Source organism: Pseudomonas sp. S11P7 (genome assembly GCF_023195435.1).
Taxonomy (GTDB): Bacteria; Pseudomonadota; Gammaproteobacteria; order Pseudomonadales; family Pseudomonadaceae; genus Aquipseudomonas; species Aquipseudomonas fluorescens_G.
Genome location: NZ_JALPKS020000002.1, coordinates 5,723,152 through 5,747,124 on the forward strand (window position 1 = coordinate 5,723,152; position 23,973 = coordinate 5,747,124).

23 protein-coding genes and 1 pseudogene are annotated in these 23,973 nt (G+C 60.8%); 20 read left to right on the forward strand and 4 right to left on the reverse strand.

The genetic code is table 11. The annotated features are described in order from the left end of the window. Positions 1–111: 111 nt before the first annotated feature. Both phoR and phoB read right to left on the reverse strand, forming a co-directional pair. Complete coding sequence (gene phoR / locus M0746_RS26130) at positions 112–1,398, reverse strand: phosphate regulon sensor histidine kinase PhoR (RefSeq protein WP_258451528.1); 1,287 nt, start codon at positions 1,396–1,398, stop codon at positions 112–114. A 137-nt stretch (positions 1,399–1,535) separates the two neighbouring features. Next, the gene (gene phoB / locus M0746_RS26135) at positions 1,536–2,225 is read right to left on the reverse strand and encodes a phosphate regulon transcriptional regulator PhoB (protein WP_007896474.1); all 690 of its coding nucleotides are present in this window, start codon (positions 2,223–2,225) and stop codon (positions 1,536–1,538) included. A gap of 151 nt (positions 2,226–2,376) precedes the next feature. Here phoB and M0746_RS26140 point away from each other — a divergent pair, with 151 nt between their 5' ends. Continuing rightward, the gene (locus M0746_RS26140) at positions 2,377–2,760 is read left to right on the forward strand and encodes a COG4315 family predicted lipoprotein (RefSeq protein WP_203420041.1); all 384 of its coding nucleotides are present in this window, start codon (positions 2,377–2,379) and stop codon (positions 2,758–2,760) included. 112 nt (positions 2,761–2,872) lie between these two features. On the opposite strand, the gene ubiA is transcribed toward M0746_RS26140, so the two are convergent. Further along, positions 2,873–3,763: a 4-hydroxybenzoate octaprenyltransferase gene (gene ubiA / locus M0746_RS26145; protein WP_208939221.1), complete on the reverse strand. Its 891-nt coding sequence runs from the start codon at positions 3,761–3,763 to the stop codon at positions 2,873–2,875. Next, a complete protein-coding gene (locus tag M0746_RS26150) occupies positions 3,763–4,323 on the reverse strand; it encodes a chorismate--pyruvate lyase family protein (RefSeq protein WP_258451139.1) in 561 nt (186 codons plus the stop codon). Before M0746_RS26150 ends, ubiA begins: the two co-directional genes overlap by 1 nt. 200 nt (positions 4,324–4,523) lie before the next feature. Between M0746_RS26150 and M0746_RS26155 the strand changes: the two genes are divergently transcribed. The 19 genes and pseudogenes from M0746_RS26155 to icmH all read left to right on the forward strand — a co-directional run bounded on the left by M0746_RS26155 (position 4,524) and on the right by icmH (position 23,972). Continuing rightward, complete coding sequence (locus M0746_RS26155; protein WP_003177199.1) at positions 4,524–4,691, forward strand: rubredoxin; 168 nt, start codon at positions 4,524–4,526, stop codon at positions 4,689–4,691. A gap of 20 nt (positions 4,692–4,711) precedes the next feature. After that, on the forward strand, positions 4,712–5,860 hold the full coding sequence (locus M0746_RS26160) for an NAD(P)/FAD-dependent oxidoreductase (protein WP_258451140.1): 1,149 nt from the start codon (positions 4,712–4,714) through the stop codon (positions 5,858–5,860). Positions 5,861–6,050: 190 nt separating this feature from the next. Next, on the forward strand, positions 6,051–6,326 hold the full coding sequence (locus tag M0746_RS26165; protein WP_003213368.1) for an HU family DNA-binding protein: 276 nt from the start codon (positions 6,051–6,053) through the stop codon (positions 6,324–6,326). Between the two features lie 644 nt (positions 6,327–6,970). Then, entirely contained in the window at positions 6,971–8,533 is a 1,563-nt protein-coding gene (gene tssA, locus M0746_RS26170; protein WP_258451141.1) for a type VI secretion system protein TssA, read from the forward strand. A 32-nt stretch (positions 8,534–8,565) separates the two neighbouring features. Beyond that, on the forward strand, positions 8,566–9,069 hold the full coding sequence (tssB, locus tag M0746_RS26175) for a type VI secretion system contractile sheath small subunit (RefSeq protein WP_003229587.1): 504 nt from the start codon (positions 8,566–8,568) through the stop codon (positions 9,067–9,069). Between the two features lie 25 nt (positions 9,070–9,094). Next, positions 9,095–10,570 carry a type VI secretion system contractile sheath large subunit gene (gene tssC / locus M0746_RS26180; RefSeq protein ID WP_016772499.1) on the forward strand — a complete coding sequence of 492 codons (1,476 nt, stop codon included), beginning with the start codon at positions 9,095–9,097 and terminating at the stop codon, positions 10,568–10,570. 9 nt (positions 10,571–10,579) lie between these two features. Further along, positions 10,580–10,987: a type VI secretion system baseplate subunit TssE gene (gene tssE, locus M0746_RS26185; RefSeq protein WP_090287609.1), complete on the forward strand. Its 408-nt coding sequence runs from the start codon at positions 10,580–10,582 to the stop codon at positions 10,985–10,987. 11 nt (positions 10,988–10,998) lie between these two features. After that, positions 10,999–11,505 carry a PAAR domain-containing protein gene (locus M0746_RS26190; protein WP_258451142.1) on the forward strand — a complete coding sequence of 169 codons (507 nt, stop codon included), beginning with the start codon at positions 10,999–11,001 and terminating at the stop codon, positions 11,503–11,505. Between the two features lie 3 nt (positions 11,506–11,508). Next, the gene (locus tag M0746_RS26195; RefSeq protein WP_258451143.1) at positions 11,509–12,414 is read left to right on the forward strand and encodes an alpha/beta hydrolase; all 906 of its coding nucleotides are present in this window, start codon (positions 11,509–11,511) and stop codon (positions 12,412–12,414) included. Further along, positions 12,415–12,729 carry a hypothetical protein gene (locus tag M0746_RS26200; RefSeq protein WP_258451144.1) on the forward strand — a complete coding sequence of 105 codons (315 nt, stop codon included), beginning with the start codon at positions 12,415–12,417 and terminating at the stop codon, positions 12,727–12,729. A 113-nt stretch (positions 12,730–12,842) separates the two neighbouring features. Beyond that, complete coding sequence (gene tssF / locus M0746_RS26205) at positions 12,843–14,630, forward strand: type VI secretion system baseplate subunit TssF (protein ID WP_093096845.1); 1,788 nt, start codon at positions 12,843–12,845, stop codon at positions 14,628–14,630. Further along, a complete protein-coding gene (gene tssG / locus M0746_RS26210; RefSeq protein WP_093096850.1) occupies positions 14,594–15,601 on the forward strand; it encodes a type VI secretion system baseplate subunit TssG in 1,008 nt (335 codons plus the stop codon). Before tssF ends, tssG begins: the two co-directional genes overlap by 37 nt. 11 nt (positions 15,602–15,612) lie before the next feature. After that, positions 15,613–18,270 carry a type VI secretion system ATPase TssH gene (tssH, locus tag M0746_RS26215; protein WP_258451145.1) on the forward strand — a complete coding sequence of 886 codons (2,658 nt, stop codon included), beginning with the start codon at positions 15,613–15,615 and terminating at the stop codon, positions 18,268–18,270. Positions 18,271–18,280: 10 nt separating this feature from the next. Next, the gene (locus M0746_RS26220) at positions 18,281–19,801 is read left to right on the forward strand and encodes a sigma-54 interaction domain-containing protein (RefSeq protein ID WP_258451146.1); all 1,521 of its coding nucleotides are present in this window, start codon (positions 18,281–18,283) and stop codon (positions 19,799–19,801) included. Between the two features lie 93 nt (positions 19,802–19,894). After that, positions 19,895–20,035: a hypothetical protein gene (locus M0746_RS26225; RefSeq protein WP_003229566.1), complete on the forward strand. Its 141-nt coding sequence runs from the start codon at positions 19,895–19,897 to the stop codon at positions 20,033–20,035. Positions 20,036–20,053: 18 nt separating this feature from the next. Next, positions 20,054–21,250, forward strand: coding sequence for a type VI secretion system-associated FHA domain protein TagH (tagH, locus tag M0746_RS26230; RefSeq protein WP_208939232.1), 1,197 nt, complete (start codon positions 20,054–20,056; stop codon positions 21,248–21,250). Positions 21,251–21,255: 5 nt separating this feature from the next. Continuing rightward, complete coding sequence (tssJ, locus tag M0746_RS26235; protein ID WP_208939233.1) at positions 21,256–21,756, forward strand: type VI secretion system lipoprotein TssJ; 501 nt, start codon at positions 21,256–21,258, stop codon at positions 21,754–21,756. A 2-nt stretch (positions 21,757–21,758) separates the two neighbouring features. Then, positions 21,759–23,091: pseudogene (tssK, locus tag M0746_RS26240) on the forward strand (type VI secretion system baseplate subunit TssK). A 5-nt stretch (positions 23,092–23,096) separates the two neighbouring features. Continuing rightward, on the forward strand, positions 23,097–23,972 hold the full coding sequence (icmH, locus tag M0746_RS26245) for a type IVB secretion system protein IcmH/DotU (protein WP_090287580.1): 876 nt from the start codon (positions 23,097–23,099) through the stop codon (positions 23,970–23,972). Position 23,973: the final 1 nt, after the last annotated feature.

A 23,973-nucleotide genomic window follows, 5' to 3' on the forward strand; every position in this document is an offset into this window, starting at 1 on the left:
CAGGTTCCGTGTGATTCGAAAGTAAGGGAAAGCAGCGCCTGAAATGCAGGCACAAGTCAGCCAATGTAGCGGCTGACTGGGCAATTGCCTAGTGGCGTGTGCCGGGCGGCGTCACTCGGCGGCGCTGATGGCCCGTGCGCTGGCCACCTGGGCCGGGGCGAAATGGCAAGTGAACGTGCTGCCATGGCCGGGCACGCTGCTGATCTCCATGCGCGCACGGTGGCGCAACAGCACGTGTTTGACGATGGCCAGGCCGAGGCCGGTGCCGCCGGTGTTGGAGTTGCGGCTGGAGTCGACGCGGTAGAAACGTTCGGTCAGGCGCGGCAGGTGTTTGCTGTCGATACCGATGCCCGAATCCTGCACGCTCAGGTGCGCGCCCTGATCGTCGCCCCACCAGCGAATCCGAATGTTGCCCTCGGCCGGGGTGTACTTGACCGCGTTGAACACGAGGTTGGAAAACGCACTGCGCAACTCCGCTTCGCTGCCCTTGAGCAGCACGCCGGCATTGGCCTCCAGCGTGATGTGCTGATTCTTCGCGCCCGACAATTGCTGGGCGTCGCTGGTGATCGACTGCAACAACGTATCGATCTGCACCGGCTGGTTGTCCGACGGGTAATCGGTGGCTTCGAGCTTGGCCAGCAGCAGCAAGTCGTTGAGGAGCGTCTGCATGCGCCCGCCCTGTTGTTGCATCTGCTGCAGGGCGCGGCTCCAGCGCGGGTTCACTTCCTCGACGTTATCGAGCAGGGTTTCCAGATAGCCGCAGATCACCGTCAGCGGTGTGCGCAGTTCGTGGGAGACGTTGGCGATGAAGTCTTTGCGCATCTGCTCCAGTTGATGAATACGCGTGACGTCGCGCACCAGCATCAGGTGCTCATTGTTGCCATAACGGGTCAGGTACAGCTGAATGCGCACGCGATCATTGGTCGGTGACGGGATTTCCAGCGGCTCGGCGAAGTTGTCCTGCTCGAAATATTCCTTGAAGCGCGGATGCCGCACCAGGTTGGTCACCGGTTGGCCGCTGTCTTGTGGGGTCTTGAGGCCGAGCAGGGTCTCGGCGGCGCGGTTCCACCATTCCAGATTGCCGTCGCTGTCGAGCATGATCACCGCATCTTTCAGTGCCGCGGTGGACTCCTGCACGCGGTCGATCACCGCTTGCAACCGCCCGCGCACGCGTTGGTCGCGGCGTTGCAGGTGGTAGATGCTGTCGAACACTTCGCCCCACAGGCCATAGCCATCGGGCGGTGCTTCGTCGGGCTGGTGCTGGCGCAGCCATTCGTGCAGCCGCAGCAATTGCTTGAGCGTCCAGGCCAGATACAGGCCCAGGCCCACCGCGAGGCTCCAGCCGTAATAACCGCTGATCAGCCCGATCACCAGGCACGCGGTGACCAGCAGCAGCATGTGGCGAATCAGGGTGCCATGCCAGTTTTGATTCACAGAGGCGTCCTTAGCCGCAGCTTCAAGTGTCAAGCTGCAAGCTACAAGTTGAAGCGGCGCGCTGTGTCTTGCCGCTTGTAGCTGAAAGCTTGCAGCTGTTTTTATGCCTTCGTAGAGAACCGATAGCCCGTGCCGCGCACGGTTTGTACCAGATTTTCGTAGGCATCGCCGAGGGCCTTGCGCAGACGGCGGATGTGCACGTCGACGGTGCGTTCTTCAACATAGACGTTGCCGCCCCAGACCTGATCCAGCAACTGGCCGCGGGTGTAGGCGCGTTCCTGGTGGGTCATGAAGAATTGCAGCAGACGATATTCGGTCGGGCCCATCTCGGCCGGTTTGCCGTCGATGGTCACGCGGTGGCTGATCGGGTCGAGCAGCAGGCCACCCACCTCGATCGGCGCTTCGCCGTCGGTCGGGCCGGCGCGGCGCAGCACAGCCTTGAGCCGGGCGACCAGTTCGCGCGGGGAAAACGGTTTGGTGATGTAGTCGTCAGCGCCGACTTCCAGGCCCTGGATCTTGTTGTCCTCTTCGCCCTTGGCGGTGAGCATGATGATCGGGATGTCCCCGGTCAGCTCGTCACGCTTGAGGCGTCGGGCCAGTTCGATGCCGGACGTGCCCGGCAGCATCCAGTCGAGCAGGATCAGGTCCGGTTTGCGGTCGACGATGATGGCGTGGGCCTGCTGCGAGTTCTCTGCCTCGAGGCAGTCATAGCCGGCCATTTCCAACGCCACGGCGATCATTTCGCGAATGGGCGCTTCGTCGTCGACGATCAGAATGCTCCTGCCAACCATGCCTTAATCCTCTTGTCATTTAACTGTCTTGCGCCGCATTAGATAACGGAATTATTGCAGTCGTGTGACAGTATTTCTGCCCGCCAACAAGTTTGACCATCCTGGACTAAGCTCTAAGTCCGAATCCTGACAACCACAAAAGAAGGTTTCCATGACTCAGATGACTGCTTCTTTCAAAGCCCTGCTGATGGCCGCGGCCCTGGCGTTGCCTGGCCTGGCCATGGCCGCCGATCCGGCGATGGAGAAGGACGGCATGTTCACCGACCACAAAGGCATGACCCTGTACACCTTCGCCAAGGACTCCGCCGGCAAGTCAGCGTGCAATGACAAATGCGCAGCGAACTGGCCGCCATTGATGGCGCAGGCAGGTGACAAGTCGATGGGCGACTGGACGGTGGTCAAGCGTGACGACGGTTCGATGCAGTGGGCTTACCAAGGCATGCCGCTGTACACCTTCGTGATGGACAAGAAGGCCGGCGACATGACCGGCGACGGCAAGATGGACGGCGCCTGGAAAGTCGCCAAAGCCAAATAAACGCGGTCCCCTGTAGGAGTGAGCCTGCTCGCTATAGCGGTGTGTCAGCCAGCATTTTCGTTAACTGACATACCGCTATCGCGAGCAGGCTCTCTCCTAAACTGATTTGCGTTTAGCGCAATGCGTAATCCACGACAATCCCGACAAATATCGCCAACCCGGCCCAATGGTTGTGCAAGAACGCCTTGAAGCAACGCATCCGGTCGCGATCGCGGGTGTACCAGAATTCCCACGCATAACAGCCAGCAGCCACCAGCAAACCGAGCTGGAACCAGATCCCCAGCTCGAACTTCGACCCCGCCAGCAGCAGGCAACCCAACGACAGCGCCTGCAAGCTGAGAATGATCACCCGATCCGCCTCGCCAAACAGGATCGCCGTGGATTTCACTCCGATCTTCAGGTCGTCATCGCGGTCGGTCATTGCGTAGTAGGTGTCATAACCCACTGTCCACAGCAGGTTGGCGATCCATAGCAGCCACGCCGCTGCGGGCAACTCGCCGGTCTCGGCAGTGAACGCCATCGGCATGCCCCACGAAAACGCCGCGCCCAGCACCACTTGCGGGTAATAGGTGTAGCGCTTCATGAACGGATAGGTACAGGCCAGCGCCAGACCACCCAGTGACAGCCAGATGGTCGGCGCGTTGGTGCACAGCACCAGCAGAAAACTGATGCCCATCAGCACGGCGAAGAACACCAGCGCTTCCTTCGAACTGATCTTGCCGCTGGCCAGCGGGCGCTGTGCAGTGCGTTTGACGTGGCCGTCGACCTTGCGATCGGCCCAGTCGTTGATTACGCAACCACCGGCGCGGGTCAGCACTACGCCAAGAACAAAAATCACCACGTTGGCCAATGACGGCGAGCCCTTGCCGGCAATCCACAGCGCCCACAACGTCGGCCATAACAGCAGATAGATGCCGATCGGCTTGTCCATGCGCGTCAACTGAATGAAATCCCAGGCGCGCGGGTTCAAGCGGTTCAGGGACTTGAGCAGGCTCTGATACATCAGCAGTTCTCCGGATGGGCGCGGGCGGCGCTCCACAGGCTCGGCAGGAAGATTTCCGCGACCAGCACGCTCAGCGCGCCGCGGTCGAAACGCGAGCGGCGGGCCCACAGCGCGGGCGCTTTGGCTTCTGCCGGCAGCCAGTCTTCAGGGTAGTGGCAAACCTCGAGAGCGCGGCGCTGAAACGCCTGATCGCAAAACAGCAGTTCGCCCAGCGAGCGGCTGCCCAGTTCGTCCATGTGCAAGCCGTCACCCTGCAACGCCGCACGCGAGGCCACGCTGCGGGCGAACACCCAGGCCTCGCCGTGGCCGCGCAGATACACCTCGCGCACCCAGCCTTCGCTGCCTTCGGCCAGTTCCAGCGCCGCGCATTCGTCGCTGCGCAGGGTGGCCCAGCCTTCGAACAACGGCGTCACGCTGAAGCCATCGCTGGACAGCCGCGTCAGGCGGCGGGTCAGCGAGCCTTCGTCGAACAACCAGTCCAGGGTCAACGCATCGGGGCGGGGTGTCAGTCGGCTTTGGGTCAGCCAGAGCGGGGCGGGGCAGGCATTTGAATGTTGCACAATGAGTCATTATTGGCCGCAAATGAGGCGGCGAGCTTACCATGGCGGGCGGCGAGATTGATCGATCCGGGTGGCCGTTGCGCCGAACAGGCTTGCATCTGCCGGGCACCCTCAGTACAAAACGCCCTGAGCCGGATGGCAGCGCTACACCCATCGACTGTCCGCGCCAGCAATCGCCTGAACCTTGAGGAAGTATCCGAATGAAAAAGTGGCAATGCATCGTCTGTGGCCTGATCTACAACGAAGCCGACGGCTGGCCGGATGACGGCATTGCGCCGGGCACCCGCTGGGAAGACGTGCCGGCAGACTGGCTGTGCCCGGACTGCGGCGTCGGCAAGATGGACTTCGAAATGATCGAAATCAACTAAGCAAAATCAAGGAGCAAGGCATGAGCGCACCTGTCGTCATCATCGGCACTGGCCTGGCGGGCTACAACCTGGCCCGTGAGTTTCGCAAGCTCGACAGCGAAACCCCGCTGCTGCTGATCACCGCCGATGACGGCCGCTCGTATTCCAAGCCGATGCTCTCCACCGGTTTCGGCAAGAACAAGGACGCTGACGGCCTGAGCATGGCCGAGCCGGGGGCCATGGCCGAGCAGTTGAAGGCCGAGGTGCGCACTCACACGCGCATCAGCGGCATCGATGCCGGCCACAAGCGCCTGTGGATCGGTGAAGAAGCGGTGTATTACCGCGACCTGATTCTCGCCTGGGGCGCGGAAACCGTGCGCGTGCCGATCGATGGCGATGGTGCCGATCTGGTCTTTCCAATCAATGATCTCGAGGACTACGCACGGTTTCGAGCCGCCGCAGCCGGCAAACGCCGCGTGCTGTTGCTCGGCGCTGGGCTGATCGGTTGCGAGTTCGCCAACGACTTGATCCTCGGCGGCTACGAAGTACAACTGGTCGCGCCGTGCGAGCAGGTCATGCCGACCCTGTTGCACCCAGCCGCTGCGGCCGCCGTGCAGGCCGGGCTGGAAAGTCTCGGCGCAAAATTTCACCTCGGCCCGGTGCTGACCCGCCTGCAAAAAGTTGCCGATGGCCTCGAAGCGCACCTGTCTGACGGTCAGGTCATCGCCTGTGACGTGGTGGTCTCGGCGATTGGCCTGCGCCCACGCATCGATCTGGCAGCGGCGGCGGGTATTCAGGTCAATCGCGGCGTCATGGTTGATCGGCAGCTTAAAACCTCCCACGCCAATATCTACGCCTTGGGCGATTGCGCCGAAGTCGACGGGCTCAATCTGTTGTACGTGATGCCGCTCATGAGTTGCGCGCGAGCATTGGCCCAGACCCTGGCGGGAAACCCGACAGCGGTCAGCTACGGCCCGATGCCGATCACTGTGAAAACCCCGGTGTGCCCGCTGGTGGTCTCGCCGCCGCCGCGTGGCAGCGAAGGCGTCTGGACGGTGGAGGGGCAGGGCGCCGACATCAAGGCGCTGTGCCGCAGTACCGACGGTCAGTTGCTCGGTTATGCGCTGACCGGTGCGGCGGTCATGGAAAAACTCGCCCTGAACAAACAGCTTCCGGCCCTGCTGGCGTAAATGCCGGTCGTTCTGTCGTAAACACCCCGCTTTTGCCCCGACAAAGGTCGCGGGGAGACTGGCGTCGCCCGTATCCGCGTGCCATTCTCACTCCCGTCTGCCGCAGAGTAGAGCCTGCGGCGCTTTGGGCGCTGTTCCAACGAGAACAGCACGGACATAACAACAAAAAACCGTCAAAGGGGCTTCACTAATGCGTAAACCAGAACTCGCCGCCGCCATCGCGGAAAAAGCGGACCTGACCAAAGAACAGGCCAATCGCGTCCTCAACGCCGTCCTCGAAGAAATCACCGGCGCCCTGCACCGCAAGGACAGCGTGACGCTGGTCGGCTTCGGCACCTTCCTGCAACGCCACCGCGGCGCCCGCACCGGCAAAAACCCGCAAACCGGCGAACCGGTGAAGATCAAGGCCAGCAACACCGTTGCGTTCAAGCCAGGCAAATCGTTGAAAGACAGCGTTAATCCTTAATTGCGGCGAACCTCCTGAATAACGGGAGAACCGCTGGGAAAAATGGGCATATCGATTGCGGTCGAATGCCCATTTTTTATGTCCGCCAATTAGTGGGCAGGGCGTGCTAATGCCAAAGGCGTTAATAAGGGGCTTTTGATTAGCGCGGCGGCTTTGCATACCTTCGGGCGATTAATAATTTTTTAATAAATGCTATCAAGATGATGGCACTTTTAATGTTCTTTTGTTGTCGCGCAGCGATGTGTTGAAACAATACCGAAGTCTTTCGGAATCATCCTACATCCGGTTTTTTCAAAAGCGGTCATGCTCCGAGCCGTCTTTGCCAGCACACATACGGGCGTTGCGGGGTTTTGGAACGAGCGCTCTGGATCGAGGGTTTCAGGCGTGTCTCGCGCGAATGCACAGGCGAAGGGGGTATCAGGGATACCCTGAGAGGATATAAGGAAACCTCCTACAACAAACAAAGAACACTTCGTCTTGTTGTTTAATCAGATGCTTGCTAGTGGCCATCATTGTGATTACGATGCGCCCACTTGAAAGAGCACATCTCAATTGGATGAGTCGCTGAACTGCTCTTCGATACTGTCCCGCGTGGCTGACACTCTATTCGCCCGCACGACTGTAATCCTTAATAAAGGCCATGGATGTCCTACTCAAGCAAACTTTCCGCCCATTACCTCGAACTCGCAAAAGCCTCTGTTTCCAAAGAGAATTTTGCGGGCGAAGACGTTCGTTTTTCGAGCGAATTCGAGGCGCTGGAAAGCGAGCTGGCCAAAGCCTCGTCGATGCACGAAAGCGGGCAGATCGACTGGCTGAAAATCCGTGAAAACAGCGAAAACCTGCTGCGTACCCAATCCAAGGATCTGCGTGTCGGCGCCTGGCTGACCTGGTCGTTGTACCAGCGCGAATCCTTCCCCGGGCTGCTCGCCGGCCTCGGTCTGCTGCACCATTTGTCGGAAAACAACTGGGCCGACGTCCACCCGCTCAAACCGCGCACCCGTGCCGCCGCCATTGGCTGGCTGGTGCCGCGTCTTGAGCAGGTGATTACCGAAAACATCGCGATCAAAGAGCAGTTGCCAATGTTCCGGCAGCTCTCCGAGCACCTGGCCGGTCTTGAAGCCGCCTGCACTGAACATCTGGGCGATGACGCGCCGCTGCTGCTGCCGATCTCCCGTCGCCTGAAAACCATGATCCAGCGCGCCGCCGACAACCAGCCGGCGCCTGGCGTGGTCGGCGCGGCGGTGGCGCAGGTCAAGCAGGCCGCGACCCAGTTGCTGACTCCCGGCGCACCGATAGACAACGAACGCGATGCGCACAAGGCCCTGCGTGCCCAGCAGGAAAGCGCCCGGCCGTTGTGCGCCTGGTGGCTGAAACAGAAAGCCACCGACCTGCGCGCCCTGCGTCTCAACCGCACGTTGCTGTGGATGACTATCGACGCGGTGCCCGAGCGCAACGCCGAGCAGATCACCGTGTTGCGCGGCCTGCCGCTGGAAAAGCTCAAGCTCTATCAGGACCGTTTCGATCAGGGCAAATACGCCGACCTGCTGGTGGAACTGGAGGCGAGCCTGGCGAAGGCGCCGTTCTGGTTCGATGGCCAGAGGATGGTCTGGGAATGTCTCCAGAACCTCAACGCCGAATTGGCCATGCGCGAAGTGGAAATCCACTTCGCGCTTTTGGTTCAACGGCTGCCGGGCATTGTCGAGTTGCGCTTCCATGACGGCGCGCCGTTCGCCGATCCGTCTACCCGCGCGTGGATCGCCGCCAACGTCATGCCGCACCTGCAAAGCGCCAGTGCGCCGCGCAAGGTCGAGAGCGAAAACGTCGAAACCCAGCCCGCCTGGGAGAAAGCGCTCGAGGAGGTCCTGCCACTGCTGCGCAAGGAAGGTCTCAAGCCGGCCGTGCAGGTTCTCAAGCAGGGTCTGCAGTCGGCTCACGGCGGGCGCGAACGGTTTTTCTGGCAGTTCGCCCTCGCGCGGCTGTGCTTCATGGCCAAGAAATACGAACTGGCCAAGAACCAGCTCGAAACCCTCGATCAGACATTACAGGACTCAGGCCTGCACGCCTGGGAGCCCGATCTTGCATTGGAAGTGCTGCACCTGCTGCACAGTTGCTGCGAGTTGTTGCCGCAGAACCATGCCGTACGTGAACGCAAGGAAGAGATTTATCGCAGGCTGTGCCACCTCGACCTCGAAGTGGTACTCGAATAGGCCCCAGGGCCACAACCGCAAGGAGAAAAGCCATGGCCAAAGAAGGCTCGGTAGCCCCCAAGGAACGCATCAACGTCACCTTCAAACCCGCCACCGGCGGTGCTCAGGAAGAGATTGAACTGCCGCTGAAACTGCTGGCAATCGGTGACTACACCCACCGCAAGGACGATCGCAAAATCGAAGATCGCAAGCCGATCAGCATCGACAAGATGACCTTCGATGAAGTGTTGGCCAAGCAAGAACTGGGTCTGACGCTGAGCGTGCCGAACCGTCTGCAGGAAGATGGCGAGGCCGACGAGCTGGCTGTGCAACTGCGCGTCAATTCGATGAAGGACTTCAACCCGGCCAGCCTGGTCGAGCAAGTGCCTGAGCTGAAAAAACTGATGGAACTGCGCGATGCGCTGGTGGCCCTCAAAGGCCCGCTGGGTAACGCGCCTGCGTTCCGTAAAGCGATCGAAGGCGTGCTCGCCGACGACGAATCCCGTGGTCGCGTACTCGGTGAGCTGGGCCTGAACGCCGCAGCCCCGGACGCCTGAGACTCTTGCCAAGGAAGCCAACACAATGAGCACTAGCGCAGCACAAGAGAAGAGCGCCGCCAGCGGCGAATACAGCATTCTCGACAGCATCATCGCCGAAACCCGTCTGACTCCGGACGACGAAGCCTATGACATCGCCAAGCGTGGCGTGTCGGCGTTTATCGAAGAACTGCTCAAGCCGCAGAACAACGGTGAGCCGGTCAAGAAGGCCATGGTTGACCGCATGATCGCCGAGATCGATGCCAAGCTCAGCCGTCAAATGGACGAAATCCTGCACCACCCGGATTTCCAGGCGCTGGAATCGTCGTGGCGTGGCCTGCAGTTGCTGGTCGACCGCACCAACTTCCGCGAAAACATCAAGATCGAAATCCTCAACGTCTCCAAAGAAGACCTGCTGGACGATTTCGAAGATTCGCCGGAAGTCATGCAGTCGGGCCTGTACAAGCACATCTACACCGCTGAATACGGCCAGTTCGGTGGTCAGCCGGTGGGCGCGATCATCGCCAACTACTACATGTCGCCAAGCTCGCCAGACGTCAAGCTGATGCAGTACGTGGCCAGCGTTTCGTGCATGTCTCACGCGCCGTTCATCGCTGCCGCCGGCCCGAAATTCTTCGGTCTGGAAAGCTTCACCGGCCTGCCGGATCTGAAAGATCTGAAAGACCACTTCGAAGGCCCGCAATTCGCCAAATGGCAGAGCTTCCGTACTTCGGAAGACTCCCGCTACGTTGGCCTGACGGTGCCGCGTTTCCTGCTGCGCAACCCGTACGACCCGGAAGAAAACCCGGTCAAATCGTTCGTCTACAAGGAAACCGTGGCCAACAGCCACGAGCACTACCTGTGGGGCAACACCGCGTACGCGTTCGGCACCAAGCTGACCGACAGCTTCGCCAAATTCCGCTGGTGCCCGAACATCATCGGCCCGCAGAGCGGTGGCGCGGTTGAAGACTTGCCGTTGCACCATTTCGAAAGCATGGGCGAAATCGAAACCAAGATTCCTACCGAGGTTCTGGTATCCGACCGTCGTGAATACGAACTGGCCGAGGAAGGCTTCATTTCCCTGACCATGCGCAAAGGCTCCGACAACGCGGCGTTCTTCTCCGCAAGCTCGGTGCAGAAGCCGAAGTTCTTCGGCATCAGCGCAGAAGGCAAGGCGGCAGAGCTGAACTACAAGCTCGGCACCCAACTGCCGTACATGATGATCGTCAACCGCCTGGCTCACTACTTGAAAGTGCTGCAGCGCGAGCAACTCGGTTCGTGGAAAGAACGTACCGACCTCGAGCTGGAACTGAACAAGTGGATCCGTCAGTACGTCGCCGACCAGGAAAACCCGAGCGCCGAAGTGCGTGGCCGTCGTCCGCTGCGCGCTGCGCAAGTGATCGTCAGCGACGTTGAAGGCGAGCCGGGCTGGTACCGCGTGAGCTTGAACGTGCGTCCGCACTTCAAGTACATGGGTGCCGATTTCACCCTGTCGCTGGTTGGCAAGCTGGACAAAGAGTAAGAGCGACTCATGGACGGATACGGCAGCCTGTTCGAACGCCTCAACGGCGACGCACAACTACGCAATGGCAAGAGCCTTGAGGTTTCTGCCATGGCGTCGGTGGCTGCCCATCTGGCCAAAATGCTCAGCACCCGGGCCGGCAGCGTGCAAACGCTGGCCGACTACGGGTTGCCCGATCTCAATGACATGCGCCTGAGCCTGCACGACTCGCTGAGTCAGGCCCGCCTGGCCATCGAAAGCTTCATCGAAGCCTACGAGCCGCGCCTGAGCAACGTGCGTGTCATTTCCCTGCCGCGTGACCACGATCAACTGCGCCTGGCCTTCAGTATCGAAGGCCTGCTGGAAGTTGAAGGGTTCAAGCGTCAGGTCAGTTTTTCCGCGCGCCTGGATGGCAGCGGTCAAGTCAAGGTCACCTAAGGAGATCCCCGATGTCTGGCAAACCCGCAGCACGCGTATCCGACCCCACCGCTTGCCCGCTCCCCGGCCACGGCACCAACCCGATCGCCGCCGGTTCCGGCGACGTGTTCTTCGACGGCCTCGCGGCCGCCCGCCAAGGCGATGCCTCGGCGTGTGGTGGTGCGATGTCGGGCGGTTTGGCGACCACTGTGTTGATCAACGGCAAGCCTGCCGCGACGGTTGATTCGGTGGGGACCCATGGCAACAAGGTCACGGCTGGGTCCGGGACGGTGATTATCGGCAATTCGCATTCGCCGGCGCCGTTTGTGCCGCCGTTGCCGGTGGTAATGCCAGGTTTCGACGAACAGTTTGTCCTGACGGATACGGCTGGCAAGCCTATGGCCAATTCGCGTTACTTGTTGGTTCGTGAAGATGGTTCCGAAGAAGAAGGCGTGACTGACGATCAGGGTCTGACCCATCGCGTGTCTCGCCACAAAAATGCCGAGAAAATCGACATTTACATCGCTTCGAGGGACTGATCAATGGGTGCAGATACCAAAACCACAGCGAACGGAAATTACGTCAAAGTCACTACGTTGCAGAGTACTCCGACCCAGAGCCCTGAGCCTAAGCCCGTCGCAGTGGAGCATGGGCTTACGGTTTTTCTCGGTGGCGCAGGGATGATCGGGGCCTATAACGATGACATGATCGCGGCATTTGAAGAGGTCGGTATATCCAATGCTGTTTATGGGAATTACTCATCTCTTATTACAGGCATGGACAAATACGTGCCTGCTCTCGCCGACATGCTCAGCGATGCGTCGTCGGTCGTGCTTTATAACCAGGACGAAAAGGATCCTGTAGTTTTTGAGTATGGCGAATTGCAAAAATGTGAGTACGGAAACGAGTATATAGAGAAAAAATATCTGTTCGGAATGGTCACCGTAAGAAGTTACAAAGAGGTTGTTTGTACCCCTCCAGGTGATCTGTTGGCGATGAAAATCAGTCGAGATATCAGCAAGATCAAGGCCACCGAGTTTCCGTTGAGCGCTTTGCAGATAAACAAACCGGTTCCCAAGGTCGGCCAATTCAATATCGTCGGCTACTCCTGGGGCGCGGTTATTGCCGCACGCAGTGCCATTTATTACGCGCGCGCCGGGGTGAAAGTCGATCATCTTGTCTTGATTGGCGCCCCGATCAATAAAAGCCTGAAGGTCGCCGTCACCACGCACCCTAACATCAAGAACGCAACGATCATCGACCTGAAAGACAAGGGCGACCCTATCTATGCAGGTATTTCCGACGAAGAACTCATGAAGGCATCCGTCGAGTTGGGTCAGCAGATGCTCAACGGCGGTGGTCATTTTTATTACTCGGGCGATAACGCAGAGGGTAAGTCACGACGTCGTGAACTGGCGAAATTTCTGTACGCCAAGGGGCTTCGTTAATTGATCAGGTACTTTTATCTTTTTGTGTCAGCGCTGTTCTTGCTGATGTCTTTTACGCATCCGCGTAAAGCGCCTGATGTTGTTGACCTGAATTCTTTGCCAGCGCCGGTAAGTTTCTATGAGTGGGTTTTTCTATTCTGCATCGTGAGTTTTATTCCGATGCTGGTGGTGGCTTTTTATTATTTTGTAAGGGCTGTGACCATTTTCTTTCGACAGCGGAATTTGCAGGTCGGCTTGCCAGTGCTGTTGATGTTTATCGTGATCTCGGCTGCGTTATACAGCTTCAATCATTGGGTGTTCAGTGAGCTGTTTTAAGCTTCGCGCTGGCGGTAACGGATATTCAGTCCTTACTCGCGGCAAGGGAGCGAGCAGTGACTGGGCATGTTTATCAGTCATTCATCCTCTACACATCCGGAAAACCGAACGACATGTCCTTTAACCACTACTACCAAAGCGAACTCACCGCACTGCGCCAGCTCGGTCGCCGTTTCGCCGAGCGTAGTCCGGCGCTGGCGCCGTATCTGGGGCAGGCCGGGCGGGATCCGGATGTGGAGCGGTTGCTGGAAGGCTTTGCGTTCCTGACCGGGCGTTTGCGCCAGAAGCTCGACGACGAGTTGCCGGAGCTCAGCCATTCGCTGATGCAGCTGCTGTGGCCGAACTACATGCGCCCGCTGCCGGCGTTCAGCATTTTGCAGTTCGACCCGCTCAAGCGTTCCGGGCCGGCGCTGCTGGTTGAGCGCGATACGCCGATCGAGAGCAAGCCGATCGAAGACGTGCGCTGCCGCTTCCGCACTTGCTACCCGACCGAAGTGCTGCCGCTGGATCTGGCCGCGCTGAATTATTCGGTGAAGGGCGATGGCTCGCTGCTCAGTCTGCGCCTGGAGATGAGTGCCGACGGCCACCTCGGCGAGCTGGAACTGAGCAAACTGCGTCTGCACTTTGCCGGTGAGCGTTATATCAGCCAGATGCTGTACCTGAGCCTGCTGCGCAACCTCGACGGCATCGAGCTGATCCCGCTCGACGGCGCCGGCAAGCCGATCGATGGTGTCAGCGGCAAGCCGATGGCGTTCAAGATTCCCGGTGACCGCGTGAAACCGGTGGGCTTTGCCGAAGAAGAAGCGTTGATCCCGTATCCGCTGAACACCTTCCGTGGCTATCGTTACCTGCAGGAATACTTCGCCTTCCAGGACAAATTCCTTTTCGTCGACGTCAACGGTCTGGACATCCTCAAGGCGCTGCCGGAAGACACGCTCAAGCAGATGCGCGGCCTCGAACTGCGTTTTGATATTCGCAAGAGCGGCATCATGCGCATGCGTCCGACGCTGGATAACGTCAAGCTGTTCTGCACGCCGATTGCCAACCTGTTTGCCCACGATGCATTGCCGATCCGGCTCGACGGCAAGCAAGACGAATACCTGCTGCTGCCGGCGGAATACGACCTGGAAAACTGCGGTGTGTTCTCGGTCGAAACCGTGACCGGCTGGAAGCCCGGCGGCCTCGGTTATCAGGAGTACGTGCCGTTCGAATCGTTCGAGCACGACCCGAGTTTCGACGTCCCCAACAGCCGTCCGCATTACAGCATCCGCCAGCGTTCGTCCTTGCTGCACGACGGCCTCGACACCTACCTGAGCTTCGGCATCCGCCATACCGAAGCCCACGAAACCCTGTCGATCGAGCTGATGTGCACCAACCAGAACCTGCCGAAAAAGCTCAAGCTCGGCGACATCTGCATGGCCTGCGAGGAGACGCCGGAGTTCCTGAGCTTCCGCAACATCACCCCGGCGACGCCGAGTTTCGCGCCGCCGCTGAACCGTGACTTCCTGTGGAAGCTGATCAGCAACATGTCGCTTAACTACTTGTCGCTGGCTGACGTCAATGCGTTGAAGGTGATTCTCGAAACCTACGACTTGCCGCGCTACTACGACCAGCACGCAGAAAAGGTCAGCAAACGCCTGCTCGGCGGGCTAAAGCACATCAAACATCACCACGTCGACCGCTTGCATCGCGGCCTGCCGGTGCGCGGCTTGCGCACCGAATTGACCATCGACCCGGAAGGCTATATCGGCGAAGGCGACCTGTTCGTCTTCGCTTCGGTTCTCAACGAGTTTTTCGCGCTTTACGCCAGTCTCAATTCATTCCATGAGCTGCGGGTAAAAAGCACACAGGGAGAGGTGTACCAATGGACACCACGTATGGGCCTGCAGCCCCTGCTCTAAGCGGGCTGACCAAGGTAATACGCGAGTACTCGCTGTTTCAGGCAGTGCTGCTGGTGATCGACCGGCTGCGCGAGGCCCACCCGCATCTGAGCGAAGACGATCTGTACGATCAGGTCGAGTTTCAGGCCAACCCGAGCCTGGGCTTTCCGCGCAGCGACGTCGATCGCGTCGAGTTCTTCGAAGAGCACGGCAAGATGCGCGCGCGCATGCGCTTCAACCTGATCGGCCTGGTCGGCTCCGGTTCGCCGTTGCCGGCGTTCTACGGCGAGCAGGCGCTGGGCGACAGCGAGGACGGCAACCCGACACGCAATTTCCTCGACCTGTTCCACCATCGCCTGCAACGGCTGATGCTGCCGATCTGGCGCAAGTACCGCTACCGCGCAAGCTTTCAGAGCGGCGCGGTCGATCCGTTCTCGGCGCAGCTGTTCGCGCTGATCGGTCTGGGCGGCGACGAGATCCGCAAGGCCAAGGAACTCAACTGGAAACGCCTGCTGCCGTACCTCGGCCTGCTCAGCCTGCGGGCGCACTCGGCGGCGCTGATCGAAGCCGTACTGCGTTACTACTTCAAGCACGAAGACCTGGTCATCGAGCAGTGCATCGAGCGCCGCGTGGAAATTCTCGACGAGCAGCGCAATCGTTTGGGCCGCGCCAACAGCGTGCTCGGCGAAGACCTGGTGCTCGGCGAGCACGTGCGCGATCGCAGCGGCAAATTCCGCATCCACATCACCGAACTCGACTGGCAGCGCTTCCACGAATTCCTGCCGATCGGTTTCGGTTACCAGCCGCTCTGCGCGCTGGTGCGGTTCACCCTGCGTGATCCGCTCGATTACGACATTCGCCTGGTCCTGCGCCAGGAAGAAATCCGCGAACTGCGCATCGGTGAGCAGAACGCCTGTCGCCTCGGCTGGACCAGCTGGCTGGGCCGCGAGAAAGCGGACGGCGTGGTGACCCTGGGCAGCAAAATTCATTAAGGACGTGAGCCATGATCAACGTAGACCTGCAACAACTCATCCAGGCGCTGGACGCCGAAACCCGTCGTGATCTGGAGCGTTCGGCCGAGCGGTGTGTGGCCCGGGGCGGCAGCAAGATTCTCGTCGAAGACCTGCTGCTGGGCTTGCTGGAACGTCCGAACGGCTTGCTCTCGCGCGCCTTGCAGGATGCCGACGTCGATGCCGGTGAGCTGAGCGCCGCGCTGCAATCGCGGGTCGAGCACAGCGCTTCACGCAACCCGGTGTTCGCCCCGGAACTGGTGCAATGGCTGCAAGACGCACTGCTGGTGGCCAACCTTGAACTGGGCCAGACCCAGGTCGAAGACGCCGCGCTGATTCTGGCTTTGCTGCGCAACCCGATGCGCTACGCCGGCAGCCGTTATCAGCCGCTGCTCGCCAAGCTGAACATCGATCGTTTGAAGGAATTTGCCCTGTCGCAACAGGAGCAACCGGCGGCCAATGGCAAACCGGCCGCGCAAGGCGAATCGCTGTTGCAGCGATTTACCCACAACCTGACCCAGCAGGCCCGCGACGGCAAACTCGACCCGGTGCTGTGCCGTGACGGCGCGATCCGCCAGATGGTCGACATCCTCGCCCGCCGCCGCAAGAACAACCCGATCGTCGTCGGTGAGGCCGGTGTCGGTAAAACCGCCATCGTCGAAGGTCTGGCCTCGCGCATCGCCGCCGGTGAAGTGCCGCAGGTGCTCAAAGGCGTTGAATTGCTCTCGCTGGACATGGGCCTGTTGCAGGCCGGCGCCAGCGTCAAAGGTGAATTCGAGCGTCGTCTGAAAGGCGTGATCGACGAAGTCAAAGCCTCGCCGAAACCGATCATTCTGTTCATCGACGAAGCCCACACGCTGATCGGCGCGGGCGGCAATGCCGGTGGCTCCGACGCGGCCAACCTGCTGAAACCGGCACTGGCCCGTGGCGAATTGCGCACCATCGCCGCGACCACCTGGGCCGAGTACAAGAAATACTTCGAGAAAGATCCAGCGCTGGCCCGTCGTTTCCAGCCCGTGCAACTGCACGAACCGACCGTCAGCGAAGCAGTGACCATTCTGCGTGGCCTGGCTCAGGTCTACGAGAAGAGCCACGGCATCTACCTGCGCGATGACGCGGTGGTCTCCGCGGCCGAATTGTCCGCGCGTTATCTGGCCGGGCGGCAACTGCCGGACAAAGCCGTCGACGTGCTCGACACCGCATGCGCGCGCGTGCGCATCAGCCTCGCCGCCGCCCCGGAAAGCCTTGAGCGCCTGCGTGGTGAACTGGCTGAAGGCGGCCGTCAGCGTCAGGCCCTGCGCCGCGATGCCGAGGCCGGTCTGCTGATCGACCACGAAGCGCTGGAAGCACTGGAAGCGCGTCTGGACGAAGCCGAAAGCGAGATGGTCGCGCTGGAAACCCTGTGGACCGAGCAGAAGGCATTGGCCGAGCGCCTGCTGGAATTGCGTCAGCAACTGGCCAAGGCCCGCGAAGCCGCGGCTGTCGAGCCGACCGTCAGCGTTGAACAAGATGCTGAAGGCACGGTGATCGAAACCCACGCTGTCGAAGTGGAAGAAGGGCAAAGCTTCGAAGCGCTGGAAGCGCAGCTTCACGAAACCCACACGGCGTTGACCGCTGCACAAGTCAAAGAACGTCTGGTCAGCTTCGAAGTGTGCCCGCGTCTGGTTGCCGAAGTGATCAGCGCCTGGACCGGCGTGCCGCTGGCGCAACTGGCCCGCGAACACAACGCCAAGGTCGCCAGTTTCGCCACCGATTTGCGCACGCGCATTCGTGGTCAGGAACAAGCCGTGCACGCGCTGGATCGCTCGATGCGCGCCACTGCTGCCGGTCTGAACAAGCCTGACGCACCGGTCGGCGTGTTCCTGCTGGTCGGCCCGAGCGGCGTCGGCAAGACCGAAACCGCGCTGGCCCTGGCTGACCTGCTGTATGGCGGCGACCGTTTCATCACCACCATCAACATGTCCGAATTCCAGGAGAAGCACACCGTCTCGCGCCTGATCGGCGCGCCACCGGGCTACGTCGGTTACGGCGAGGGCGGCATGCTCACCGAAGCCGTGCGGCAGAAACCGTATTCGGTGGTGCTGCTCGACGAAGTCGAAAAGGCTGACCCGGACGTGCTCAACCTGTTCTATCAGATCTTCGACAAAGGCGTGGCCAACGACGGCGAAGGTCGCGAGATCGACTTCCGCAACACGTTGATCCTGATGACCTCGAACCTCGGTAGCGACAAGATCAGCGACCTCTGCGAGAACGGCGCGCGGCCAACCGCCGAAGTCCTCGAAGAAACCATTCGCCCGGTGCTCAGCAAACACTTCAAACCGGCGCTGCTGGCGCGGATGAAAGTGGTGCCGTACTACCCGGTCGGCGGCCCGGTGCTGCGCGAGCTGATCGAGATCAAACTCGGTCGTCTTGGCGAGCGCCTGAATCGTCGTCAGCTGGATTTCACTTGGTGCCAGAACCTCGTCGATCACCTGTCCGAACGCTGCACGCAAAGCGAAAGCGGCGCGCGTCTGATCGACCATTTGCTCGACCAGCACGTATTGCCGCTGGTGGCTGATCGTCTGCTCGATGCGATGGCCACGGGTGAAAGCCTCAAGCGCGTGCACGCCACGCTCGACGGCGACGCCAGCGTGACGTGCGAGTTCGCCTGAGGTGGGTGTGATGTTCACTCGAGTGCCGCAGCCACTGGTCTACGCCGAAGCGTTGCTGGCGCAGTTCGCCAGTCTGTCGCGGGCGGCGGACGGTGCTGCGCTGCTGGGTGACTTCGTGCGCGGGCTGGCCGAGCTGAGCGGTTGCGAACTGACGCAGCTGTATCTGCTCGACGCCACCCACACTTGCCTGGGGATGAACGCCGAATGCCTTGATGGCGCGCTGCAACCGCGCCAGGCGGCGAGCCTGCCGGCCGATTACAACGGTGAACAACTGCTGCAGTTCGCCCTGTGCCAGAACCGCGTGGTATGCCTCGACGATTTGAGCGGCAGCCTGCACGAGACCAGTTTTCTGCCAGCGACTACGAGCGCCTGGCAGTCGTTGCTGTGCGTGCCGCTGGTCAACAGCCATAAGGCGGTTGAGGGCTTGTTGCTCTGCGCCAGCCGTCGTCGCACCGACTTGCAGGGCTTTGCCGATTCCCTCGGTCAGCTCGGTTCGTTCGTGCTCGGCCAGTTGCATTTGCTGCAACGTCTGCGTCAGCCATCGGCGGAATCGTCGACGGCGGTACGCAGCGTACCGAGCATCAGCGGCTACGGTCTGATCGGCAAAAGCGCAGCGATGCGCCAGACCCATTCGCTGATCAGTAAAGTCCTGCACAGCCCGTACACCGTGTTGCTGCGCGGCGAAACCGGCACTGGCAAGGAAGTGGTTGCGCGGGCGATCCACGATTGTGGCCCGCGCCGGTCCCAGGCATTCATCGTGCAGAACTGCGCGGCGGTGCCGGAAAACCTCCTTGAAAGCGAGCTGTTCGGCTATCGCAAAGGTGCTTTCACCGGTGCCGATCGCGACCGCGCCGGTCTGTTCGATGCGGCCAATGGCGGCACGCTGCTGCTCGACGAGATCGGCGACATGCCGCTGTCGTTGCAGGCGAAGATTCTGCGCGTGTTGCAGGAAGGCGAGATTCGTCCGCTGGGTTCGAACGACACGCACAAGATCGACGTGCGCATCATCGCCGCAACGCACCGCGATCTGGCGGCGCTGGTCGGCGAAGGCAAGTTCCGCGAGGACCTGTATTACCGCCTCGCGCAATTTCCGATCGAGTTGCCGGCGCTGCGTCAGCGCGAGGGTGACATCCTCGAACTGGCGCAACACTTCGCCGAAAAAACCTGTGCCTATCTGCAGCGCGATCCGGTGCGCTGGTCGAGCGCGGCGCTGGAGCACCTGTCGGGTTACACCTTCCCCGGCAACGTGCGCGAACTCAAGGCGCTGGTCGAACGTGCCGTGCTGCTGTGCGAAGGCGGCGAACTGCTCGCCGAACATTTTGCTCTGCGCATGGAGCCGATCCTCGAGGACAACAGCCACCTGAATCTGCGCGAACGCCTGGAGCAGGTCGAACGCACCTTGTTACTCGATTGCCTGCGCAAGAACGACGGCAACCAGACTCTCGCCGCCCGCGAACTGGGGCTGCCACGGCGCACGCTGCTGTATCGGCTCGGCCGTCTGAACATCAATCTGGGGGATTTCGATGGCTAGGCAAAAACGCATCGATCTGCCCCGAAAAACCAATTTCAGCGCCGCCCGCAAGGGTCGGCGCTTTGTGCTTTGTCTACACCTGGAGACCCTCTGATGTCTGTTCGTCACTGGCACGCTGTCCTGCTGACCCTCGTCGTTCTATGCGGCCTTGGCGGCTGTAGCGGCAATTACAAATTCAACGACAACGACTATCGCCCGTTGGGTGATCCGCAAGCGGTCAATCGCGGCAAGTGACCGCAAGGAGCATCAAACATGGAATTGGTTTTCGAAATGCTGAACACCAAGCAGTTCGTGCCCACCGAATTGTGCCAACGGACCTTCAAGCAGGCCGGCGGCGTGATCGGGCGGGGCGAGGACTGCGATTGGATCATCCCTGACCGCAAGCGTCACCTGTCCAATCACCACGCAATTGTCAGCTACCGCGATGGCTCGTTTTTCCTGACCGACACCAGCAGCAACGGTGTCCAGGACGGCAGCAGCCACGCGCGCCTGCACAAGGGCGAGCCGGTGCGCATCGAGCACGGCAGCACCTACATCCTCGGTGACTTCGAGATTCGCGCGCGGCTGGTGCGCGACCCGGCAACCTTCGACGGTGAAGTCGGCCGTCCGCGCGCTGCCGGCAGCATCATTCCGGATGACGCGTTCCTCGATCTCGACCCGCTCAATGCGCTTGAGCAGCAAGAGCGCGTGTACTCGGAAATCGACGAGTTGCTGGCGCCCACGGCCAAACCGGAAGATTCGCGTCAGCGTGCCGACTACGCGCGCATCGACATGGAAAGCCTGCTGGTCCCGGAGCTGATCGCCGCCCCGGTCGAACCCGAGCCCGCTCCGGCCCCAAAAGCCGTCGAGCGTCAGAGCGACGGCTTCTGGGAACATTTCGGCGCGGCGCTGGGTGTCGACGTCAAAGGCCTCAGCCACGACGAACGCGAGGCCATGGCGATCAATGCGGCGCGCCTGCTGCGCCAGAGCATCGGCGGTTTGCAGCAGAGCCTGCGCACCCGCTCGGAGCTGAAAAACGAACTGCGTCTGGCCCAGACCACCGTGCAAGGCACCAACAAGAACCCGCTGAAATTCGCCGTTGACCCGAGCGAAGCGCTGGAGATTCTGTTGCAGCCGAGCAAGCCCGGGCATCTGCCGGCCGAACAGGCAATCTCCCGTGCGTTCCGTGATTTGCAGGCGCATCAAGTGGCCTTGCTCACCGCCAGCCGCGCCGCCGTGCGCGGCACGCTGGAGCACTTCTCGCCGGAGCAGTTGACCCTGCGTTTCGAGCGCGACAACAAGCCACTGATCGCCACGTCTGGCGGGCGCTGGAGAGCGTTCGGCCGTTATCACCAGGCGCTGCGTCAGGACGATGACTGGAGCGAGCGCCTGCTGGCCCGCGATTTTGCTCAGGCCTACGAAGAACAGATCCGCCTGATTTCCACCCTTCACACCGACCACCAAGGATGATGCGCATGTCTCGCCGTTCGACCGCTTTTTTCCAGACGCTGACTGCGCTCACCCTGCTGGTGCTGCTCGCCGGTTGCTCGTCGCTGTCGCCGTACTCGAAAGTGACCAAGATCAACCTGAAACTGACCGGCAGCGATCAGCTCAACCCGGACCTCAACGGACGGCCGTCGCCGATCGTCGTGCGCCTGTTCGAACTCAAGCACCCGGTGACCTTCGAAAACGCTGATTTCTTCAGCCTCTACGAACGCGCCAAGGAAGCCCTAAACCCGGATCTGGTGGCCAGCGAAGAACTCGAACTGCGCCCGGGTGAAACCGTTGAGATGAAGCTCAAGGTGGAAGAGGGCAGCCTGTATGTTGGCGTTCTCGCCGCTTACCGCGACTTGCCGGACACCCAATGGCGCCACACGGTTCAGATCACTCCGCTGGAAGTCACCGACGTCGATCTGACGCTGGACCAGACCGGTATCCGTAACACCCATCAAGTGCTCGCCAAGGCGGATGACTGATCATGAATACCCATAAAGTCATTTGGCAGGAAGGTATGCTGCTGCGTCCGCAGCACTTCCAGCACAACGATCGCTATTACGATCACCAGATGAAAACCCGCACGCAATTGCTCGGTGGCTACACCTGGGGTTTTCTCAATCTGGAAATCGACCTGCAGTTCCTCAACATGGGCAAACTGGTGATCAGTGAAGCCTCGGGGATTCTGCCGGACGGCAGCCTGTTCGAACTCGGCGGCAACACCGAACCGCTGGCGCTGGACGTGCCGCCGAACACCGGTAACACCCCGATCTATCTGGCGCTGCCACTGGTCACCGGCAACCACATCGAGGCCCGCCGCCCGGAGCAATCCGACGTGCTCGCGCGCTACACCGCGTACGACGCCGAAGTTGCCGACTCCAACGCCGGCGACGATTCCGCCAGCCAGGTCAGCTGCGGTCGTCCGGACTTCAAACTGTTGCTCGGCGAGCAGCAGAGCGATCAGGCCTACGTCAAGCTGAAGATCTGCGACGTGCTCGACACCACGCCCGACGGGGTGATCAGCCTCGATCCGGACTTTCGTGCCGACCTACATCCAGGCCCACGCGTCGAGCTATCTGCTGTCGTGCCTGAAAGAAGTCATCAGCATGCTCAGCCACCGTGGCGACACCATTGCCGAGCGGATTCGCTCCAACGGCAAGGTCGGCGGCGCCGAGGTTGGCGACTTCATGATGCTGCAACTGATCAACCGCACCGAACTGCTGCTGCGCCATTATCTGGGGCTGGAGCAGGTGCATCCGGAAGAGTTGTACCGCACGCTGCTGACCATGCTCGGCGATCTGGCGACTTTTTCCGGCGAGAGCAAACGTCCGCGTCTGGACAGCCGTTATTCCCACGCCGATCAGGGCGCCAGCTTCCGTAAACTGATGGAAGCGATTCGTCAGGTGCTGTCGATGGTGCTCGAACAGCACGCCATCGAACTGATCCTGCAAGCGCGTCAGTACGGCATCATCGTTTCGCCGTTGCACGACCACAAACTGCTCGGCTCGGCGTCGTTCGTGCTGGCAGCCAGTGCCGACTGCGACTCCGAAGAACTGCGCCAGCGTCTGCCGGCGCACCTCAAGGTCGGCCCGGTGGAGCGCATTCGCCAACTGGTCAACCTGCACCTGCCGGGCATCAAGGTCAAACCGTTGCCGGTGGCGCCGCGGCAGATCGCGTTCCACTCCAACAAAACCTATTTCATTCTCGAACTCAGTTCCGAAGACCTGGCACAACTGGAGCGCTCCGGCGGCTTCGCGTTCCACGTGTCCGGCGAATTCGCCAATCTTGAACTGAAATTCTGGGCCATCAGGAACTGACCGACATGATCAAGGAAACGGATTACAGCCAGGACGACAAAACCGTCCTGCTCGATCGCCAGGGCCACGGACCGGCGTCGAGTCCATTGACCGACTTCGCCGCGCCGCCGCGTTTCGAGCAACTGGAAGAACGCATGATCTACGCCGCGCGCCTGCGTCCGGCCGAGGCGTTCAACATCAGCCTCAACTCGCTGGTCGCGGCCTCGTCGGAACTGCTCTCGGAAGTGGTGCGCCTCAAGCACAGCGAAACCCGCGAAGACCTGTACGCGCTCAATGAGCGCCTGACCGCCGGGCTCAAACTGTTTGAAGTACGCGCCCTGCATAACGGCGCCGAAAGCAGCCAGGTGATGGCCGCGCGTTACGTGCTCTGCACCGTGGTCGACGAAGCCGTCGTGACCACGCCGTGGGGCAACGAAAGCGAGTGGTCGCAGATGAGCCTGCTCAGCAGCTTCCACAACGAAACCTTCGGCGGTGAGAAGTTTTTCCAGCTGCTCGATCGGCTGTCGAAAAACCCGGTCAAGCACCTGCCGATGCTCGAACTGATGTACCTGTGCCTGTCGCTCGGTTTCGAGGGCAAGTACCGCGTGCAGGCGCGCGGCATGCTCGAACTCGAAGGCATCCGCGATGCCTTGTACCGGCAGATCCGTCAGTTGCGTGGCGACGTGCCGCGCGAGCTGTCGCCGCACTGGGAAGGCCTCAATGACCAGCGCCGCAACCTGGTGCGCATCGTGCCGGCGTGGATGGTGGTGCTGTTCACGCTGGTCTGCCTGGTGGTGATGTATTCGGGCTTCGCCTGGGTCTTGGGCGAGCAGCGCGACACCGTTCTGCAACCTTATCAGCCGCTTGATCCGGCCGCGGTGCAACCGCAGTCGCAGCCGTAAA

Bases quoted from the DNA above. Each gene is read 5' to 3' on its own strand.
- tssE (WP_090287609.1), top strand. From the start codon at position 10,580: ATGGACGGATACGGCAGCCTGTTCGAACGCCTCAACGGCGACGCACAA.
- M0746_RS26155 (WP_003177199.1), top strand. From the start codon at position 4,524: ATGAAAAAGTGGCAATGCATCGTCTGTGGCCTGATCTACAACGAAGCC.
- tssJ (WP_208939233.1), top strand. From the start codon at position 21,256: ATGTCTCGCCGTTCGACCGCTTTTTTCCAGACGCTGACTGCGCTCACC.
- M0746_RS26190 (WP_258451142.1), top strand. From the start codon at position 10,999: ATGTCTGGCAAACCCGCAGCACGCGTATCCGACCCCACCGCTTGCCCG.
- tssA (WP_258451141.1), top strand. From the start codon at position 6,971: ATGTCCTACTCAAGCAAACTTTCCGCCCATTACCTCGAACTCGCAAAA.
- M0746_RS26225 (WP_003229566.1), top strand. From the start codon at position 19,895: ATGTCTGTTCGTCACTGGCACGCTGTCCTGCTGACCCTCGTCGTTCTA.
- M0746_RS26165 (WP_003213368.1), top strand. From the start codon at position 6,051: ATGCGTAAACCAGAACTCGCCGCCGCCATCGCGGAAAAAGCGGACCTG.
- M0746_RS26140 (WP_203420041.1), top strand. From the start codon at position 2,377: ATGACTCAGATGACTGCTTCTTTCAAAGCCCTGCTGATGGCCGCGGCC.
- tssG (WP_093096850.1), top strand. From the start codon at position 14,594: ATGGACACCACGTATGGGCCTGCAGCCCCTGCTCTAAGCGGGCTGACC.
- M0746_RS26220 (WP_258451146.1), top strand. From the start codon at position 18,281: ATGTTCACTCGAGTGCCGCAGCCACTGGTCTACGCCGAAGCGTTGCTG.
- tssF (WP_093096845.1), top strand. From the start codon at position 12,843: ATGTCCTTTAACCACTACTACCAAAGCGAACTCACCGCACTGCGCCAG.
- tssH (WP_258451145.1), top strand. From the start codon at position 15,613: ATGATCAACGTAGACCTGCAACAACTCATCCAGGCGCTGGACGCCGAA.
- phoR (WP_258451528.1), bottom strand. From the start codon at position 1,398: ATGCTGCTGCTGGTCACCGCGTGCCTGGTGATCGGGCTGATCAGCGGT.
- M0746_RS26160 (WP_258451140.1), top strand. From the start codon at position 4,712: ATGAGCGCACCTGTCGTCATCATCGGCACTGGCCTGGCGGGCTACAAC.
- tssC (WP_016772499.1), top strand. From the start codon at position 9,095: ATGAGCACTAGCGCAGCACAAGAGAAGAGCGCCGCCAGCGGCGAATAC.
- ubiA (WP_208939221.1), bottom strand. From the start codon at position 3,763: ATGTATCAGAGCCTGCTCAAGTCCCTGAACCGCTTGAACCCGCGCGCC.
- tagH (WP_208939232.1), top strand. From the start codon at position 20,054: ATGGAATTGGTTTTCGAAATGCTGAACACCAAGCAGTTCGTGCCCACC.
- tssB (WP_003229587.1), top strand. From the start codon at position 8,566: ATGGCCAAAGAAGGCTCGGTAGCCCCCAAGGAACGCATCAACGTCACC.
- phoB (WP_007896474.1), bottom strand. From the start codon at position 2,225: ATGGTTGGCAGGAGCATTCTGATCGTCGACGACGAAGCGCCCATTCGC.
- M0746_RS26195 (WP_258451143.1), top strand. From the start codon at position 11,509: ATGGGTGCAGATACCAAAACCACAGCGAACGGAAATTACGTCAAAGTC.
- icmH (WP_090287580.1), top strand. From the start codon at position 23,097: ATGATCAAGGAAACGGATTACAGCCAGGACGACAAAACCGTCCTGCTC.